General features: G+C 52.1%; 7 protein-coding genes. 5 read left to right on the plus strand and 2 right to left on the minus strand.

Annotation, left to right across the window (positions count from 1 at the left end; genetic code table 11):
- Positions 1-113: 113 nt before the first annotated feature.
- Both AB1611_07880 and AB1611_07885 read right to left on the minus strand, forming a co-directional pair.
- On the minus strand, positions 114-6,947 hold the full coding sequence (locus tag AB1611_07880) for a cohesin domain-containing protein (GenBank protein ID MEW6379513.1): 6,834 nt from the start codon (positions 6,945-6,947) through the stop codon (positions 114-116).
- 315 nt (positions 6,948-7,262) lie between these two features.
- Positions 7,263-7,490 (minus strand): hypothetical protein, encoded by a 228-nt coding sequence (locus tag AB1611_07885; GenBank protein MEW6379514.1) that lies wholly within the window; start codon positions 7,488-7,490, stop codon positions 7,263-7,265.
- A 688-nt stretch (positions 7,491-8,178) separates the two neighbouring features.
- Between AB1611_07885 and AB1611_07890 the strand changes: the two genes are divergently transcribed.
- From AB1611_07890 to AB1611_07910, 5 genes are all read left to right on the plus strand, one after another.
- Entirely contained in the window at positions 8,179-9,726 is a 1,548-nt protein-coding gene (locus AB1611_07890) for a sigma 54-interacting transcriptional regulator (GenBank protein MEW6379515.1), read from the plus strand.
- Positions 9,727-9,953: 227 nt separating this feature from the next.
- On the plus strand, positions 9,954-10,985 hold the full coding sequence (locus AB1611_07895) for a hypothetical protein (protein MEW6379516.1): 1,032 nt from the start codon (positions 9,954-9,956) through the stop codon (positions 10,983-10,985).
- The gene (locus tag AB1611_07900) at positions 10,975-12,978 is read left to right on the plus strand and encodes a cytochrome c3 family protein (GenBank protein MEW6379517.1); all 2,004 of its coding nucleotides are present in this window, start codon (positions 10,975-10,977) and stop codon (positions 12,976-12,978) included. Before AB1611_07895 ends, AB1611_07900 begins: the two co-directional genes overlap by 11 nt.
- Before the next feature lie 673 nt (positions 12,979-13,651).
- On the plus strand, positions 13,652-14,737 hold the full coding sequence (locus AB1611_07905) for an NHL repeat-containing protein (GenBank protein ID MEW6379518.1): 1,086 nt from the start codon (positions 13,652-13,654) through the stop codon (positions 14,735-14,737).
- Positions 14,738-14,942: 205 nt separating this feature from the next.
- On the plus strand, positions 14,943-17,210 hold the full coding sequence (locus AB1611_07910; protein ID MEW6379519.1) for a cytochrome c3 family protein: 2,268 nt from the start codon (positions 14,943-14,945) through the stop codon (positions 17,208-17,210).
- Positions 17,211-17,648: the final 438 nt, after the last annotated feature.

The raw sequence follows: 17,648 nt of genomic DNA on the forward strand, positions 1-17,648 counted from the left end.
GTGAAATTTATCATATATATGCTTTTTTGTCAAAAAGGAACGAAAAAAAGGGGCGGCCCCCTGGTCGGGGCCGCCCCTGAATAATTGCTGTAAGCTGAAGCCGGGCTTAACGCTTACTGGTTATCCAGGCAGGAAGGCTGTCCCAGATACTTTTTAAACAGGCACAGAGCGTCAGCCGGAGTAACGCTGCCATTCCCATCGACATCGGCACAATCGCTGCACGGTCCTGCGGCAAGATAACACTGGAAGGCGATCAGAGCGTCTTTTGGCGTAATGCTGCCATCTCCGTTAAGATCGCCATCGCAGCTATAGATGCAGAAGCAGCCTGGAGTGGCGGAAAACTTTGCCAGATCGTCCGTCAATTCTTCCAGCCTCAGGGGATAACATCCACCTTCCATGCCACCCCTGACCTTGAACTTCAGGATGACCACAGTACCGCTTGCTTCCTTCGGGATACCCTGGGTGGAGTATCCTCCTGCGATCAGTCTGCCGGAGCCAATGGAATTGACCGAAAAGCTCGGGAAAGAGGTTACCAGGTTCCCTGGTTCAAACCCCAGGTACTCCAGGACAGATGGCTTGTAGCTTACCTCAAAGCCAAGGGAAGAGACTGCACCGGGCGCTTTTTGAATCCTTACCGGTATCTTGACTTCTTCGTCCACCCTGCCTTGGGTCCCTTCGATGTCCAGTTTTCCGGAATCATCTTCCTCGCACACGATCGGTTGAATGGTGATCGTAGCTGTGCAGGAGATGGTGTTACCGGCCTTATCACTGGCAGTAAAGATGACCGTGGTCTTGCCAGGCGGCAGGATTTGCGGAAGCGCGGATTTTATCCCTTCCTCGTTGACACCGGAGGGGACATGGCAGGTAACCTCAACCTTGCCATCTACCGCATCCCAGGCTTTAGCCTCGGACAGGAAGGCAACTATTTCGGGATCGTCAGCAGGCGTACCTGCACTGGTTATCTGGGCAATGACCCTGTCTGCCGGGCAGTCGATTTCAGGTGGAACAGTGTCCTTCAGGCAGATACATCCTCCGGTTTTGGAAAATTGAACCAGATCATCGATCGGTTTTTCCAGGTCTAAAGGATAGCAGCCGTCTTCCAGATCACCGATAACCTTGAATTTCAGCCATACGAGCCTGCCGCTTGTTCCCTTGGGGATTGCTTTATCAGAAGCTCCTCCGACGATGAGTCTATCAGTGCCAATGGAATTGACCTGAAACAAGCGGAAAGAAGTTACCAGATCGCCTGGTTCATATCCAATGTACTGCAAAATATCCGGCCTGTAGACTACTTCAAAGCCAAGGGCAGAGACACTGGTGGGCGCCTTTTGAATCCGTACCGGGATTTTAACCTCACCTCCCGCTATCCCCTGGGCTCCTTCGATATCCAGCGCTCCGCTACTTTCCTCTGTACATCCAGTTACTAGCGGATGGCACCACAAAACGCTTCCAGCGGCCTGGGCAGTGGAGATGGGGCAGCAGATCTGGGCGGGTTGAGTACTGCTTGCCGGACAGGGTCTGCACCACAGGACATCCGAGCTTACTTCGGCTGTTGCCAGCGGGCAGCAGTAGTTGATAATGCTGCCATCGACATTTTGGGCAAACGGACAGGGGCGGCACCAGAGAATATCGGAGCTGACCTCTGCGGCTGGCAGGGGGCAGCACCACTGCCTGAGAGTCTCATCCACACCGGCAGCCAGAGGACAGGGTTTGCACCACAGATCCTGGCCGGTACTGGTGGCAATGGGACAGCAGTAAATATTCAGCTCCTTGTCAGCAGTTTTGGGATAAGGACAGGGCCTGCACCAGAGCTGGTTATCGACCTCTTTGGCTATCGGACAGCACCAGCGGGTGAGCAGGCCGTCTTTTTCCACCACATAGGGGCAGGGTCTGCACCACAGGGCCTGATCGGCCACATCAGCCTGGGCCAGCGGACAGCACCAGCGAATGACACTGTTATCCAGCTTGGCAGCTATGGGACAGGGTCTGCACCACAGGCGCACTCCTTCCACGGAAACATCGGGCACCGGACAGCACCACACCTGGATACTGTTATCAACATTCGTGGCCAGAGGACAGGGTCTGCACCACAGTGCCTGGTTAGTTACTGTGGCTGTAGCCACCGGGCAGCAGTAGGCATTGGGGCCTGCCGTTCCAGTATCAGCCACAGGACAGGGCCTGCACCAGAGCTGAATATCGGCGGTGGCAGCCACCGGACAGCAGTACCTGACCTCGCCGGTTGGCAGCTTGTACGCATAGGGGCAGGGCTTGCACCACAGAACATCCGCGCTCACCTCGGCTGTGGCCAGGGGGCAGGGATAACAAATTTGAGCCGGAGGAATCACTTGAGCCTGAGCATCATACTTTTCAATAGTGATTGAGATAATCCGGCCACTTGCATCCATCTCGAAACAAACCTTGACCTGATCGCCGGCCTCGATATCTTCAGCCTGGGTCAAAGGTACCGAAATCTCACGGATATTTCCCGACTCATCAACTATCTTCAGATCAGAGCGGCCTGTTGAGACATGGTGCTGGATTTCCCTTACCTTGGCGATTATGCAATTGTCAGGCAGCGGTGTTACCGGCACCGGACAGGGTTTGCAGATCAGAGCAGGCGATGTACCGGCAACTATCGGGCAGGGATAGCAGCGGAGGACATTTGCGCTCACCTCGGCTGTAGCCAGCGGGCAGCAGCGTTTTATGGTTCCATCGGCCATCTTGATCTCATAGGGACAGGGTCTGCACCACAGAACATCCGAGCTTACTTCGGCTGTTGCCAGCGGGCAGCAGTAGTTGATAATGCCGCCATCGACATTTTGAACAAACGGGCAGGGGCGGCACCAGAGAACATCGGAGTTGACCTCTGCGGTTGGCAGCGGGCAGCACCACTGCCTGAGAGCCTCATCCACGCCAGCGGCCAGAGGACAGGGTTTGCACCACAGATCCTGGCCGGTACTGGTGGCAATGGGACAGCAGTAAATGTTCAGCTCCTTATCCGTGGTTTTGGGATTGGGACAGGGCCTGCACCAGAGCTGGTTATCGACCTCTTTGGCCAGTGGACAGCACCAGCGGGTGAGCTGGCCATCCTTTTCCACCACATAGGGGCAGGGTCTGCACCACAGGGCCTGATTGGCCACATCAGCCTGGGCCACCGGGCAGCACCAGCGTATGACAGAGTTATCGAGCTGGACAGCTATGGGGCAGGGTCTGCACCACAGGCGCACTCCTTCCACGGTCGCATCCGACACCGGGCAGCACCATGCCTGGATATTGTCATCAACATTCGTGGCCAGAGGACAGGGCCTGCACCACAGTGCCTGACTGTCCGCCGTAGTTGCAGCCACCGGGCAGCAGTAGGCATTGGGGCCTGCCGTTCCGGTATCAGCCACAGGACAGGGCCTGCACCAGAGCTGAATATCGGCGGTGGCAGCCACCGGACAGCAGTACCTGACCTCGCCGGTTGGCAGCTTGTACGCATAGGGGCAGGGCTTGCAGATCAGACTGGGCGATGTACCGGCAACTATCGGGCAGGGATAGCAGCGGAGGACATTTGCGCTCACCTCGGCTGTAGCCAGCGGGCAGCAGCGTTTTATGGTTCCATCGGCCATCTTGATCTCATAGGGACAGGGTCTGCACCACAGAACATCCGAGCTTACTTCGGCTGTTGCCAGCGGGCAGCAGTAGTTGATAATGCCGCCATCGACATTTTGAACAAACGGGCAGGGGCGGCACCAGAGAACATCGGAGTTGACCTCTGCGGTTGGCAGCGGGCAGCACCACTGCCTGAGAGCCTCATCCACGCCAGCGGCCAGAGGACAGGGTTTGCACCACAGATCCTGGCCGGTACTGGTGGCAATGGGACAGCAGTAAATGTTCAGCTCCTTATCCGTGGTTTTGGGATTGGGACAGGGCCTGCACCAGAGCTGGTTATCGACCTCTTTGGCCAGTGGACAGCACCAGCGGGTGAGCTGGCCATCCTTTTCCACCACATAGGGGCAGGGTCTGCACCACAGGGCCTGATTGGCCACATCAGCCTGGGCCACCGGGCAGCACCAGCGTATGACAGAGTTATCGAGCTGGACAGCTATGGGGCAGGGTCTGCACCACAGGCGCACTCCTTCCACGGTCGCATCCGACACCGGGCAGCACCATGCCTGGATATTGTCATCAACATTCGTGGCCAGAGGACAGGGCCTGCACCACAGTGCCTGACTGTCCGCCGTAGTTGCAGCCACCGGGCAGCAGTAGGCATTGGGGCCTGCCGTTCCGGTATCAGCCACAGGACAGGGCCTGCACCAGAGCTGAATATCGGCGGTGGCAGCCACCGGACAGCAGTACCTGACCTCGCCGGTTGGCAGCTTGTACGCATAGGGGCAGGGCCTGCACCACAGAACATCCGAGCTTACATCGGCTGTAGCCAGCGGGCAGCAGATTATTTGCGGGGCAGTTCCGGTCGTCGGACAGGGATAGCACCAGGGGATAGAATCGCAGTTTTGGCCCCAGATGGTTAGATCATCCCAGAATACTTTCAGGTAGTCGCCCGATCCTGGCGGGAAATTCCCCGCTGCGGTCAATATCACCTGGATGGTTCTGACCTCGCACCACTTGATGGGAATGTCCTTTTCAAGACTTCTCTCCAGGGTATTCCATTTGTCCTGAGTGGAGGATTCTATGAGAATCGTGGTGTTCGGTTCCAAAGACTGGGAACCGTTCTTGAACAAAACATAGGAGCGCTGGCCCATGGTCTGTCCGGAGGCGTTACGGGCAATAACTTCCACACTCACTCTGCGATAGGCGCTGCGGGAAGTCATAACCTGTTGAATGCGATAGGAAAGCTTAAGGTTGAGGTCTTCGCATCCGCAGAGATAAAATTCACGGGAAGCGCTGACCTTGCCTGGATATTTTTCCGGGTCGATTGGCGCTATTATGGTGGGATCCACGACTATCTGAGTGGCATCCGCCACGAGCAGAGGATTCGCAGCTATCAGAGTATCACTTGAAGCCTTGATAGTAGCGGTACTGCTGCTGGTCTTTTCCAGATAACCTTCCAGAAAAGCCCGGATTGACCGTTTGGGCGAGACATATGCTTCCGTTGAATAATCAATTTCCTGGGTCACCGGAAACGGCTTGGTTACTGGTCCCTTGGTGAACTTCCAGGTGTCCAGTTCCATGTTATCGAAGTGCCTGCATGGACAGCAGAATTGGGCTGGCACTGTATCGGCAGCAACCGGGCAGGGCACCGGGCACACTATGCACTTTTGCTCCGGAATGGCAGAAGCATAGGGGCAGCACCTGTTTATGGGATCGGTGCAGGGAAGCGGGCAGCATTTTTGCGCTGGAGCAGTGCTGGAAATCGGGCAAACAATAGGCGGGATAACCACCTCTTTAATCACGCCGAGCAATTGCCCGGTTTTCTTATTGAAGAATTTCACTTCATACGTGCCGGGCTCCAGGCATCCGATTTTTGTAGTGATATCATACGTGCAGATACATCTGCATCCACTGCCTTCTAACTTTTCCTCTTCATAGATATTGATGGTATTTCCCGTCATACTCATGGTGACGGCGATTTCCTCAATGCAGCAGTTGTACGAGGCGTTCTCATGGAACAGGTAAAGGAGATTGTCATGATAACTGCAGGTAAATTTCTCCTCTTCCGCAGATCGTCCCGTAGTGGAGGAAATCTCTTTTTTGCAGCCGCTGTTTTCATAATTCACGATTGAAGGGCCGGTTATGGATGTCCCAACAGGAGTTGCAGTTACAGCGGTTTTCGATATATCGATATTCGAAGCTATAGTCGAAGAGACAGAAGCAGTAAGCGCGCCAGCGGCAGTGACAGCCTCCCGGTAGCGGACCTGGACATCGGGTTGCGGAGCAAATCCGGTCGGCAGGATAGCGGCATAGACATTTTTATGACCGCTTCTGGAATCGACCCAGATAATCCTGTCCCCGGAAATAGCCGGGAAAGTCTGATCTCCGCTCTGGTCGGTAATTTGAAATTCCTTATGGGTATTCAGATCGTAACCATAGATATCCCAGTTTCCGTTTCGGTCATCCTGCCAGACAACGATATTGCCGCAGATATCCGGAACCTGCTGCTTCCCTTCGTGGACGCAGATGGCGATTTCCTGCTTTGTGGCCAGATCGTACAGGTAAATATCGTCGTTGCCGTTTCTTTTGTCCTGCCAGACAACCTTTGTTCCACTGACAGCCGGGTAAGCCTGATTATCAGCCGCCGTACAGATGGGGAACTCCCGGCCGGTCGTCAGGTCAAGGCCATAGATGTCATAATTGCCCGACCGCTCGTCCATCCAGATGATGTAATTGTCGGAAATGACCGGATTCCCCTGCCAGGAAGGATCGAGGCAAATAGCATATTCCTGGCTGGTTCGCAGGTCATAGAGAAAGATGTCCGGGCTGCCGGTCCGCAGGTCCGCATACACGACGCGCTCTTTCTGAATATCTCCGTACCCCTGCCATTCCGGATTCGTGCAGATGGGAAACTCCTCATCTGTCTCCAGGTCATATCCGTACATGTCGTAGTATTTGAAGATGTATGCATATTTATTCTCGACAGACGGATCATCCATGATGCTCCGGTAATCCATCCAGATAACCTTGTTTCCCCAGATGGCCGGATACTTTTCCGCAGCCGCGCTTTGACCGAGTTGCCTGCTGCTGCCGGTCTCAAGGTCACTCAGGAATACCTTGTAGTAATAATCGTCTCCCTGCTGCATCCAGACGACTTTCGTATCGTAGATTTCCGGAACTTCCTGATCCACGGGCTGAGGATACAGCGCCTGCCCGCTCAGAGACAGATTCGTCTCCGAATTTGTCCTGCCTTCCTGAACTCCCGTAAACCCTATGCCAATGGCCATGATGAAGAACACGAGGCAACAGAAGCTCGACAACTTGGCCCACCAGATGTTTTTTAACTTAGCCATGATCCTCACTACTCCTTTCTCTGACTCTCCTCTTTTTTTTTACTCTCAACTACCTGTGCTTCCAAGACAAATTATAAAGAATTACCTGTTTTTTTCCTCTTCGCCGTGTTCACCTCCTTATGAAAAGGGCGCTCATATGTGCTGGTATGCCGGGGCATTTCAGGAGCCGGGAAACCGGACAGGATATCCCTCTCCCCTATTTTGAGGCGGATCGAGGGGGAATTTCACGTCCCGCCTCGATCCTTTCAGGAAAGAGGGGATTCTGGAATCCCCCCGCTCCCCTCCTCCTTGTGCGCCTCTTGAGACCAGAATGTCTCAGTGCTGTGCATTGCCGTGCAGATATGAGCGAAAAAGGTTGACTATCGGTTCAACTGAACATATAAGATTTTTGCCAGGGATATTTCGAGCGCTAATGGCCCGGTGCGGCAGTAAGACAAATTTTTTCTGTTGAGCCAGGGTGAAAGAAATGGTGGTGGTAATGACCAGGAGGATAATATGGCCTGCAGAAATGGTGACTATCAGATTGCTCAACAAGCTTTCCATGCGAAACCCTCCTTTTCGATCGAAACCGCTCACAACCTCTCTCCCCAAAAAGGGATAAGAGGATCATAACGAATACTTCTGAACTGCTTCCAGATTCATTCACTGACCGCGTGTACTGGTACGGTGCAGGTTACAGTAAAGCGCAAGTTATTCGTGCTGGCTATTACTCTATTATACTACATTTATAATGCAACCCGCATGCCATAAGGTTGCCGCTGATTGGGGGGTATTCTGTAAGCTACGATATAACAAAATGTTATGAGGTAATCTCCGCTGATCAGATCAGCGTGAATTATTTTGAAGGCCATTTTGTCGTCAACGATGTTTACGTAAGGAGGCTGAAATCCATTATTCAGAAGTCAGAAGTCAGGAGCCAGGAGTCAGGAAAAGATGATTGCTTATTCTGAATTCTGACGCCTGATTCCTGACTCCCCTGGAAAAGTTCAGCTCTCAGCCGTTTAGAGTATAAGCTCAGGGAAGCGTTTTTCTCCCTCATTCGTTTGACTTTATATGGCAAGTATTCCAGAACTATAGTAGAATTATGGAAAGAATCCCGCTACCAATCTGGAAAGCCGGTACGGATTTAATGTGCAGTGGATTCAGAGCATCTCACAGGACAGCATCAACGGTGAGATGTCAACGGTGTTATTAATAGTAAACTTAATTTACAAAAGGTGGAGGGAAAAGAGTGGCGGTAAATGAGCCTGAAACGATTTACCAGCGACTTGCCAACCTTAAGTTTCGGCTGGAGCAGGTTACCCGATCCTGGACAGTTGATGATTATGAAGCCCTGTTGAAGTTTTACGTGGCCATTCTGCCGAAGGTTATGGATGCCGAACGCTGCACCATTTTCATGGCTGACGCTGAGATAGGCAAGATCTGGTCGATGTTCGGCACCGGGCTGGAAGGAATAAAAATCGAGCCGCCGAAAGATGAAAGCGTTGTCGGCAGGGCTGTCTCGACCGGCCAGTGTATTGTCGAGCATGACCTGGACAAGCGGCAGGGATTTCATACCGAAACTGATGCCAGGACCGGCTTTGTCACTCACAGTCTGGTCTGCGCCCCCATCAGGAGTCTGACCGGACGTGGTGTGGCCGGTGCCATCGAAGTGCTGAACAAGGCAGAGGGGCGGCAGTTTACCCGGCAGGATGTGGAGCGGTTGCAGGAAATCGCCAATTTCCTTTCAGCTTCCATCGAGGGCATACTCCTGAGCCGGGAGATCCTGCGGATATCAAGCCAGTTGAACTGCGAGGTCGAGCAATTTGAAAAAAATTATTTCCGGGATGTCCTCTTTATTGTCGAAAGCCCGGTCATGAGGAATATCATCGACGAAGTGCGGATGATCAGCAAGACCCCGGTCAATGTATTTATTCATGGAGAGCACGGGACAGGCAAAGAGCTGATTGCCCGTATGATCCATGAAGGAAGTGACCGGCGCGATAAGCCCTTTGTGGCTGTCAACTGCGCTTCGATCCTTGAAAGCCTGATGGAAAGCGAGTTCTTCGGCTATGAAAAGGGGGCTTTCACCGGCGCTGTGGCGAGCCGCAAAGGCCGGTTTGAAGAGGCTGACGGCGGCACGTTATTTCTGGATGAGGTGGCCGATATGCCCCTGGCCATCCAGCCGAAGTTTCTCCGGGCCATTCAGGAAGGGGAAGGCTGCCGGCTGGGAAGCAACAGGCTGATGCGCTATAATCTGCGCATCATCAGCTCCACCAACAAGGATCTTCGGCAGGAGGTGGCGAGCGGGCGTTTCCGTGAGGATCTGTTCTTCCGGCTGTTTTCGGTCGAGATTCATATTCCGCCCCTGAGAGAACGCCGGGAGGATATCGTTACCATGGCCCTGGCTTTTCTGGACAGGGTAAGCCAGCGCTTTAAAAAAAGGGTGGCCGGGTTCTCTCCGGAAGTGTTGAGCTTATTCGAGGAGTATTCATGGCCGGGAAATGTTCGTCAATTACTTCGGGAGGTGGAACATCTGGTTGCCTTGACCCCTGAAGGGGAGCGGATTACCATTGACAAGTGCTCGCGGGAGCTGCAAAATTTCGGCCATTCTCTGCACGAGAAAGAGACCGCCGGTTATTCGCTTCCTGACCAGGTAAGAGCCCTGGAAATCAGACTCATCAGGAAAGCGCTCCAGGAAGCCCGGGGGAATAAGAATAAGGCCTCCGCCTTACTGGGGATTACCAGGCAGGGCCTGCATAAGAAAATCAAGCGGTACTGCCTTGACGAGGAGCCGTGAGAAAAGACAAAGGACACCACTCAAGACACAGAGGCACAGAGGGAAAACTGCTATAAGCGAAGATGTCTGGTAAAAATAATGAGATTAGTATTGACTAAATCTGCATTTTTTTTCATAATATGTGTAATTACGTAACCAGCAGAGTTTGGCGCAGACACTCTCCCCGGCCAATTTATGAACGGCACATGTCTTGCTTATTACAAACTCCGGAGAATAACTGATAACTGATGACTGTCTTTGCAGGGCTTCGGGAGCGGAAGAAATTTATGATGTTTTTGAAATTGATTTTAAAGCACAAAGGATTTCCGGCAGGTTCCTGTATTTTGTCACTTTTCTTTCTTTTCCTCTTCACCTGTCCAGTCCGGGCCAGGGAGCCCTCCGGGGCGGACGCATTGTATCGGTTTGACCGGCAGGTTCAAATGAGTTTTTCCGGAGCACGGTCCGGCAAGCCCACGTCCCTGGCTATCGATTCGACCGGCAGGCTCTTTGTTGTCTGCTCGCTGACAAACGATGTCCGGGTCTTTGATTCCGCCGGACGGTTTCTGTTTGCTTTCGGCAGAGAGTCTTCCAGCCAGGACAAGTCTGGTAACAAAGGGGTGCTCAAAGAGCCTTCGGGGATAGCGATTGATAAACAGGACCTTATCTACATCAGTGATCTGGCTGCGGACAGGATTTTGATTTACAGCTCGGATGGCAGGTTTCTGGACCAGTTTCCTTTGCATCAGCCGGAAAAGGGGCGTGAAACCTGTGCTCCTTTTATCGCCTATAATCCTTATGACAATCGGCTTTATGCTGCCGATGCCTGCAATCACCTGGTTGGGGTCTACACGCTGAAGGGAGAATTCAAAGCCAGTTTTGGCACAGCAGGAACAGGGGAGGGGGATTTGAGCGGCCCGGCTCATATCTCGTTCGATACCAGGGGAAATATCTATGTGGTTGATGCAGGTAATTTCAGGGTTCAATCTTATACTCCTGATTTCAAGTTCCGCTTTGCGTTCGGCAGGAGCGGGACGAAAGAGGGAGAGTTTGTCCGGCCTTATGGCCTGGCCATCGATGCCAAAGACCGGATTTATGTTTCCGATTTTATTGCGAATTCAGTCCAGGTATTCAACAATAAAGGGCAATACCTGGTCTCGGTGAGTCAGCCTGATAATCCCAGACTGTTCAGCCAGCCTCTCGGTCTGGCATGGGTGAATAATAAAATCTATGTGGTTAATGCGGAGACAAAAGTTGTTTCAGTATTCGACATTGCAAAGTAGGTATCGGAGAATCACTCTCCAGTGGACTGTAGGCATTGTTGGTGCTCTGGTGACGATATTTTTCAGCTTTCAAACCGTCTGCGCTCTCAACGGACCCCATGCCTGGTGCGTACCCGATGACCCCTGCGGGGCCTGTCATCTTCCTCACCATGCTGCCGATGACCTTCTCTGGGCGCGTACTCCGGGAGGAGAATTTACCGGAACCAAGCGGCTGTGCGGTACCTGTCACGGAACTCATCTCTTTGGGGCCAGGGATTACATTTTTATTGAGGAAGGAAATGATCATCCCATGGGAGCCAATGCTTCCCTTCAAGGGCCGGCAGTGACCCGGAAAGACTGGGCCGAATTCCCTCTGCGGATAAAGGAGGGGGGGGATGGGTTCTATTGCGGGAGCTGTCATAATCCTCACACCGATCCATTCGAGGGCGGCGATTACCTGCGGGAGTCCTCCCCGGGCACGATTCAGAATACCTCACAGAAACATTATGAATTCTGCATTCAATGCCATGCCCCCCTCATCCAGGGCAATGCTCGTGGACACGGAACCAGAGACGGCTGCTTTGACTGCCACACTCCGCATTATTCTCCCAATCGCGGAAAAAAAATTATCAGGACCGAAAGCACCGTTCTCTTCAAGGCAGTGCCCAACGTACCCGGTTTTTCCGATCCGGCGGCTGAATCGTATGCAGCCAGTTGCTATGGCTGCCATCGGGCACAGGGCGGGGGCGATGGATCATTCATGGCCCCGTTCAATGGAGACGATTGTCAGATCAGATACGAACATCACCCTATGGGCACAGGCGCGGACGCTACACTCGATGGGCATCAGAAGACCGCGGCAGGCCCCCTCTCGCCGGAAGGAGAACTTTACTGCAAATCCTGCCATGATCCTCACAAGGGTACCAATGGAAAATACCTGAATCCCCAGGTCATCACCAGCTACGATCCGGCTCATCCCGGAGCCTTCTGTGTCGCCTGCCATTCTGATAAAGCGGTCAGTGATCTTGAGCCCACTTCAGGACGGGGGCATAATCAGGTCGGGCGTTCAACCGGCCAGCAGTCCCAGAATGAAAATGAGTGCCTTTTCTGCCACTCCATTCATCAATCAGCGGATGAACCAGCGGCTGTTTGCCAGACTGATAGCGATATCGCAACCGAAGTGAATTCCTCAGTTTCGACCGATGTAATCATGCGGATTGTGCCGGTAAACCTGCAATGGGCTGATAAATTCCAGGACCAGGATACCCGTGATTATGAGGATGCCTGCTATGGCTGCCATGCGCGGTCTGAAATCGTTGGGTCAAAAGATGCTGATAACGATAAAAATTCCCTCCTCTTTGACAATGTGGACGAGCGGTACTTTTCACACCGGTTTAATGTCGTGCCGAGCAAAGTCATCAATACCCTGGATCCCTTTGAGGATGGGAAACCGGTTGTTTCCGATGGCAGAGAGAAGAAGTGCCAAAATGACTACGGGATCGAGAAGGATAAAATCTGGTGTGGAAGCTGTCACAATGTCCATAGGCAGGATTCCCCGCCTGTCCACTACTCGCAGGAATTTACCATCCGGCGCACAGCGTACCTTCGCAGGTCGAATGTGACCGAGGACTTTTCCGGCTCTGCACTGTGCATTGCCTGTCACACCAGTAAGCCGATATCTGCCGAGACCGAATCCTCCCATCCGGTCAACAGGCCGCTGAAACAGAAAGCGGTTCAATTCGGTGCTCATTTTCAGGGTTATGTCACCGCCGGTTTCAGTGGAGGGATTGGAGGACAGACCTCAAACGACACGCTGGATGGAGATATCATCTGCCAGTCCTGCCACAGTGTCCATACAGCCGTGACCAGGCATGACGGGATCAGCCGGGCTGGAAAAGTGAATGCCGGAAAACTCCTGATCATTGATAATGCCATCGGCGGCAGGTTCATGAATCAGCCCGAGTACCAGTATGGCAGTGGATTATGCTTTAATTGCCATTATGGGATGAATTAACGTAACTACCCAGGTTCAGAGGGGCAAAGGCAGCTCAACTTCCCGAATAATTGGAAATTACCGATTGACTTGGGTTTATACCTTTGTTATATTATATCATATTTGTAAATATGCAACCCTATGTATTTTACGCTGAGTATACTTCTCTGAGACAAGAGATCGCCTCCCCGGCAGGATTATACAGTAGACGAATGCATTTTCTGATGGGCTGAAATGGCATTTCCTGTCATGGTAAATCGGAGAAACAGCCGATATATGACAATACACTCGAAATCTTGTGAATACTCCTCTGATGTCGAAGGCGTTGACCACACCCCGGCAGTGAATAATAAGTTCGCATTTTCTTTCATACTGTGTAATCGGATTCATAGTTGATATTTTCTATTCCTGTTTGCCGGAATAACCTTGAGAATTTCAGGGAAGGGCTCCTGGTTTTTGTTCAGGCCAGTTACCTTCACCAGCAAAAAATCTCGGGATACCAGCCAGGTATGGGGGAGTCGTGGTATTTATTTTGCATCCTTTAATGATGCACTATGTCGGAGCGGTTTTTGAGGAGCGGGGTTTTTCGGAGTTTTTTCCCGGGCTGACTGAATAACCTGGCGCGAGTTGAGTAGCGGTGCATGCGGAGAAAATAGATGACGGCACAATTCAAACTTGGAGGGGGATAAGATTTATGAAGCGGTTTTCATCCAGTTTATGGATTTTTTTCCTGATCAATCTGCTGGTCCAGTTTTTTCTTGTTTCACCGCCGGCCTTTTTCAAAGCTGAAGCCAAAGAGACCACGGCAGGTAACAAGGCAGGCAGACAGAAGGCCGGGGACCGGAAAGATGCTCAGGCTGAAGACGATCAGGAGCAGAAGGTTGAAAACAGGTCGGTTAAACTTGTCGGCACCCTGGGTGAATCCCGGACTGTCGAGATGAAGGGAGGCCAGGATGGTATCGCGGTACATCTGGCCCAGAATTCGAAGGGTGATCTTTATGTAGTAAAAAATATACCCTCCGAGATAGCGGTTTACAGCAGGGATGGCAAGTTTTTATTCAAATTCGGCAAGGAAGGCAGTGGTCCGGGTCAGTTCCTCCAGCCGTTCAGCGTCGCCATTGATAGTCAGGATAAAGTATACATCTGTGATGTCAAGCGGGAGAAGATACTGGTTTTTTCCTTTGCCGGTGAATTTGTGGAAGAATTTTCCTCCAAGTCGGCTCTGACCGCAGATGACAAATATCAGAATGCCGCTCCGGGTTGCATTGCCATTGATAAGAAAAGCAATCGGCTCTATGTCAGTGATGCCTCGAATGGCCATATCTGGATTTATGATCTGCATGGCAAGTTTTTGCAGTATTTTAAAGGCAAGGAACAAGGCATGTTTTGCACTCCCGGAGTTGTCTGCTTCGATCAGCAGAACCGGATATTTGTGCCGGAAGGTATGTGCGACCGGGTTCGGGTTTTTAAGCAGGACGGAACAGAGCTTTTTCAGATCGGCGGGCAAAGCGGGGAACTGGCCGGTCAGTTTTCCCGTTTGACGGGAGTGGCTGTTGACAGTAAAGGCCGGGCTTATGTAAGCGACCTCCTTCTGAAATGTGTTCAGGTATTCAGCCCTGAAGGGAAATTTGTCGGTGCAATCAAGTGGATGGACAGCAAAGAGGGTAAGACCTATTTCACCATGCCAACGGGAATCTTTATCGGGAATGACGGCTCGATTTTGGTTACTGATCAGGAGGTCAATAAGATTTATATAGTCAAGGATGGAAATCAAAAATAATCATGTCTATCAGTCAATAAACAGCTTATTGAAAAAGGGAAGGAGTGGACAATGATGACGTAGCCGGTGATTGAATGGAGAGATTCGATTTTGAGAGTTTGGGAAGGTTGTTATTATCCGGAATTGAGAGGGTTTAAAATTTAAGATGCTGAACCGTATTAAAATGGTTGGGAGAGAGTGCTTATGGAAGAGAGGGGATCGAACAATGAATAAAAAGCTAAAAACGATACTGTCTTTTCTCGGAATCTGTCTGTTTATCCTTTTCTGCTGTTCCCCTGGAGCTTACGCGGTTGACGGATCAAGGCAAACACCGTATAACGGGCATTTGTGCGTGGTATCTGGATCGAACAAGCAGGTTTGCGCCAATTGTCATATCCCCCACGCAGGAAAGGGAGCAAGAATCTGGGCCAGGAGTGAGGTTCAGGGCAAGGAGGCAACGGTAAAGACCCTGTGCGCCAGTTGCCACTATCAGGGAAATAAAGATTTTCCCCAGGTTGAATCCGGGCTGCGCATGAAGGGAAACGGCCAATATGGAGGCAAGTTCGCTGATTTGAATAATAAAAATGGAAACGTTTTTTCGGGAGGCAGCGCCAACCATGTCATGGGGCCACAATTCCAGCCCAACAGGGATGGAGGCACAAGCTATCTCAGCAGCACTGAGGGAGATGGAGGCAGAGAGGCTGAGGTCGTCGGTTTCCCCTTCTCAAAAACCGAGGGCTTTTATTGCGGCTCCTGCCATAACCCCCACCAGCAGCCAAATAATGATGAATCAGGACATGGAGATTACCTGCGGCTTAACTCGAAAACCGGCAGTGCAGGTGAAACCCACGACCGCAGGGCATTCTGCCGTCAGTGCCATCCGAAGGAAGGTAATATCAAGGGCACGGATGGAAAGTCGGTGGTCCATGTCCACGCGGGTGACGAAGGTGATCCTCAGTGCGAAGCCTGCCACCGCCCCCATGATGGATTCCACGATGCTGATCATCCAGAAAATGATGCCATGATATTTCTCGATCGTCTGGACCCCCTGGGAATCTGGACCTACGGAACAGAAAACTCGGGGTTCCAGCAATCTCTGGGGAGAAATGCCGGGGCTCTCGGTGTGAAATATGAATCGCAGAATTGTACTTCATGCCATCTTTCAACGACTACCTGGCCCAATGCTCCGAAATTGGATAAAACCCGTGCTCATCACCCCATGGGTCAACGATGGGCACAGACCTCCTGCGGTGTTTCGGGATGTCATGAAGGCAAGGTTCCAGGAAATGGGCTCCTTTTTAAATTGGAAGGTTCCACTGCAGATGGAAAATCCGCCCCCTTTGATCAGCAGATTTTTGGCTGTACCTCATGCCATGCATCCCATACTACCGAGATAGAGGGCAATCCAAGCTTCCTGCGGTTTGCCTCTTTCAAAGATGACGATACTGCCCTGTGCGAATATTGCCACAACGATCCCAAGCATCCCAAAAGCCGGAAAATGCTTGAAGCCAATGGCGGACTTCATTTTAAAACCAGGAACGATACCAAGAACCGGGTTGAACGGACCTTCAAGGCCACGAGTGTCCGTCCGGAGAAGAAGGTTAAATGCGGCGGCTGCATGTTCTGCCATTTCATTCACTCGAACGACAAGGATGATCCCAGAGCTGGTGTATCTCCGCTCCGGGCTGATATCGATGCCATGATGAGAGTCCCTGCCGTAAAACTGGATTGGGGATCTCAGGGAGATACCACCCTGAAAGCCGATCCACTCGACCGATATGAAGCCATGTGCTATGGCTGCCATAGTAATTCCACCATTGTCGGCAGCTACGAGAAGAACGGATCGCTCCTGAACCCGACGGCGCGCCAGAGCCATCGGTTTGCCTGCAAACCGGTCAGTCCCAATACCCGTGAGAACATCATTTCCGCGGGGGGCGTCGGTGTTCCGAAATTCCTGAAGGCCGACGGCAAGGCGGGTTCGGCAGGCGGGGTCATGGATGATTATGGCACGGTCGAGGGACAGATCTTCTGCGGTACCTGCCATGATGTCCATATTAATACCAAACCGCCGTATCTGTATCGCCTGACCGAGGACGACCATAAATCGCCGTTCGAGGCCAATGGCTACTGCGAACAGTGCCATTGCACGGCCACGAATCCTGACCCGATGGCCCAGGGGACGACTCACCCGGTTGGAGCCGACAAGAAACCCAATGGCCGCAATACCTGCACGGCATTTCCCAAGCAATTTTTCGGCGGCAAGAGCGGTTCCCCGCTGGGTGTTACTGCCGGGAACAATACCGCCACGGATGGTGTATTGTGCCTGACCTGCCACAACACCCATGCAGCCGCAACCGCCTGGGATGGAACCATTGCCGGAGAGACTCGTCCAGCCGCTGGACAAAAAGGCAAGCATGGCCAACTGCTCGTTCAGGATAACTACTCGGCGGCACCAGGCAGCAATATGTGCAGCGCCTGTCATGATCAATTCTAAGTCGAAAGCTTGGGCTGATGTTGAGCTGGAGCTGTAGTTGAAGGCACCCGTCAAAGGGCCTTGATTCTGAGAATTACACTATCCCTGGGGTTTCTGATGGTAAGGAAACCCCAGGGTGTTTTTGAGACTCCAATCTCTTGCCGAAACGCAACCACATAAATACCCCAGATCCAGAGAAAATTCTCCGCTAGTTTCTTCTTGCCAGTGGTCCATAGTAAGAAACGCCAGTTTGCCCAGCGGCTGAAACACGCCGCAGAAAAAAATAGCAATTTTTATATAATTAAGCTAAGATAATAAACAAAAGTTTTTCCACGAAAAGGCAAAATATAGTCGCTCATGTTGAGATACATGGCACAACATCCGGTGACCCGCAGTAAGGATGGGGAGAAATACAACACTGCCATGTCGTCTTTCCCATAAGAGCGAAGATAGTAGCTT

It is taken from the genome of bacterium (genome assembly GCA_040755755.1).
In the GTDB taxonomy this organism is placed as follows: Bacteria; SZUA-182; SZUA-182; order DTGQ01; family DTGQ01; genus DTGQ01.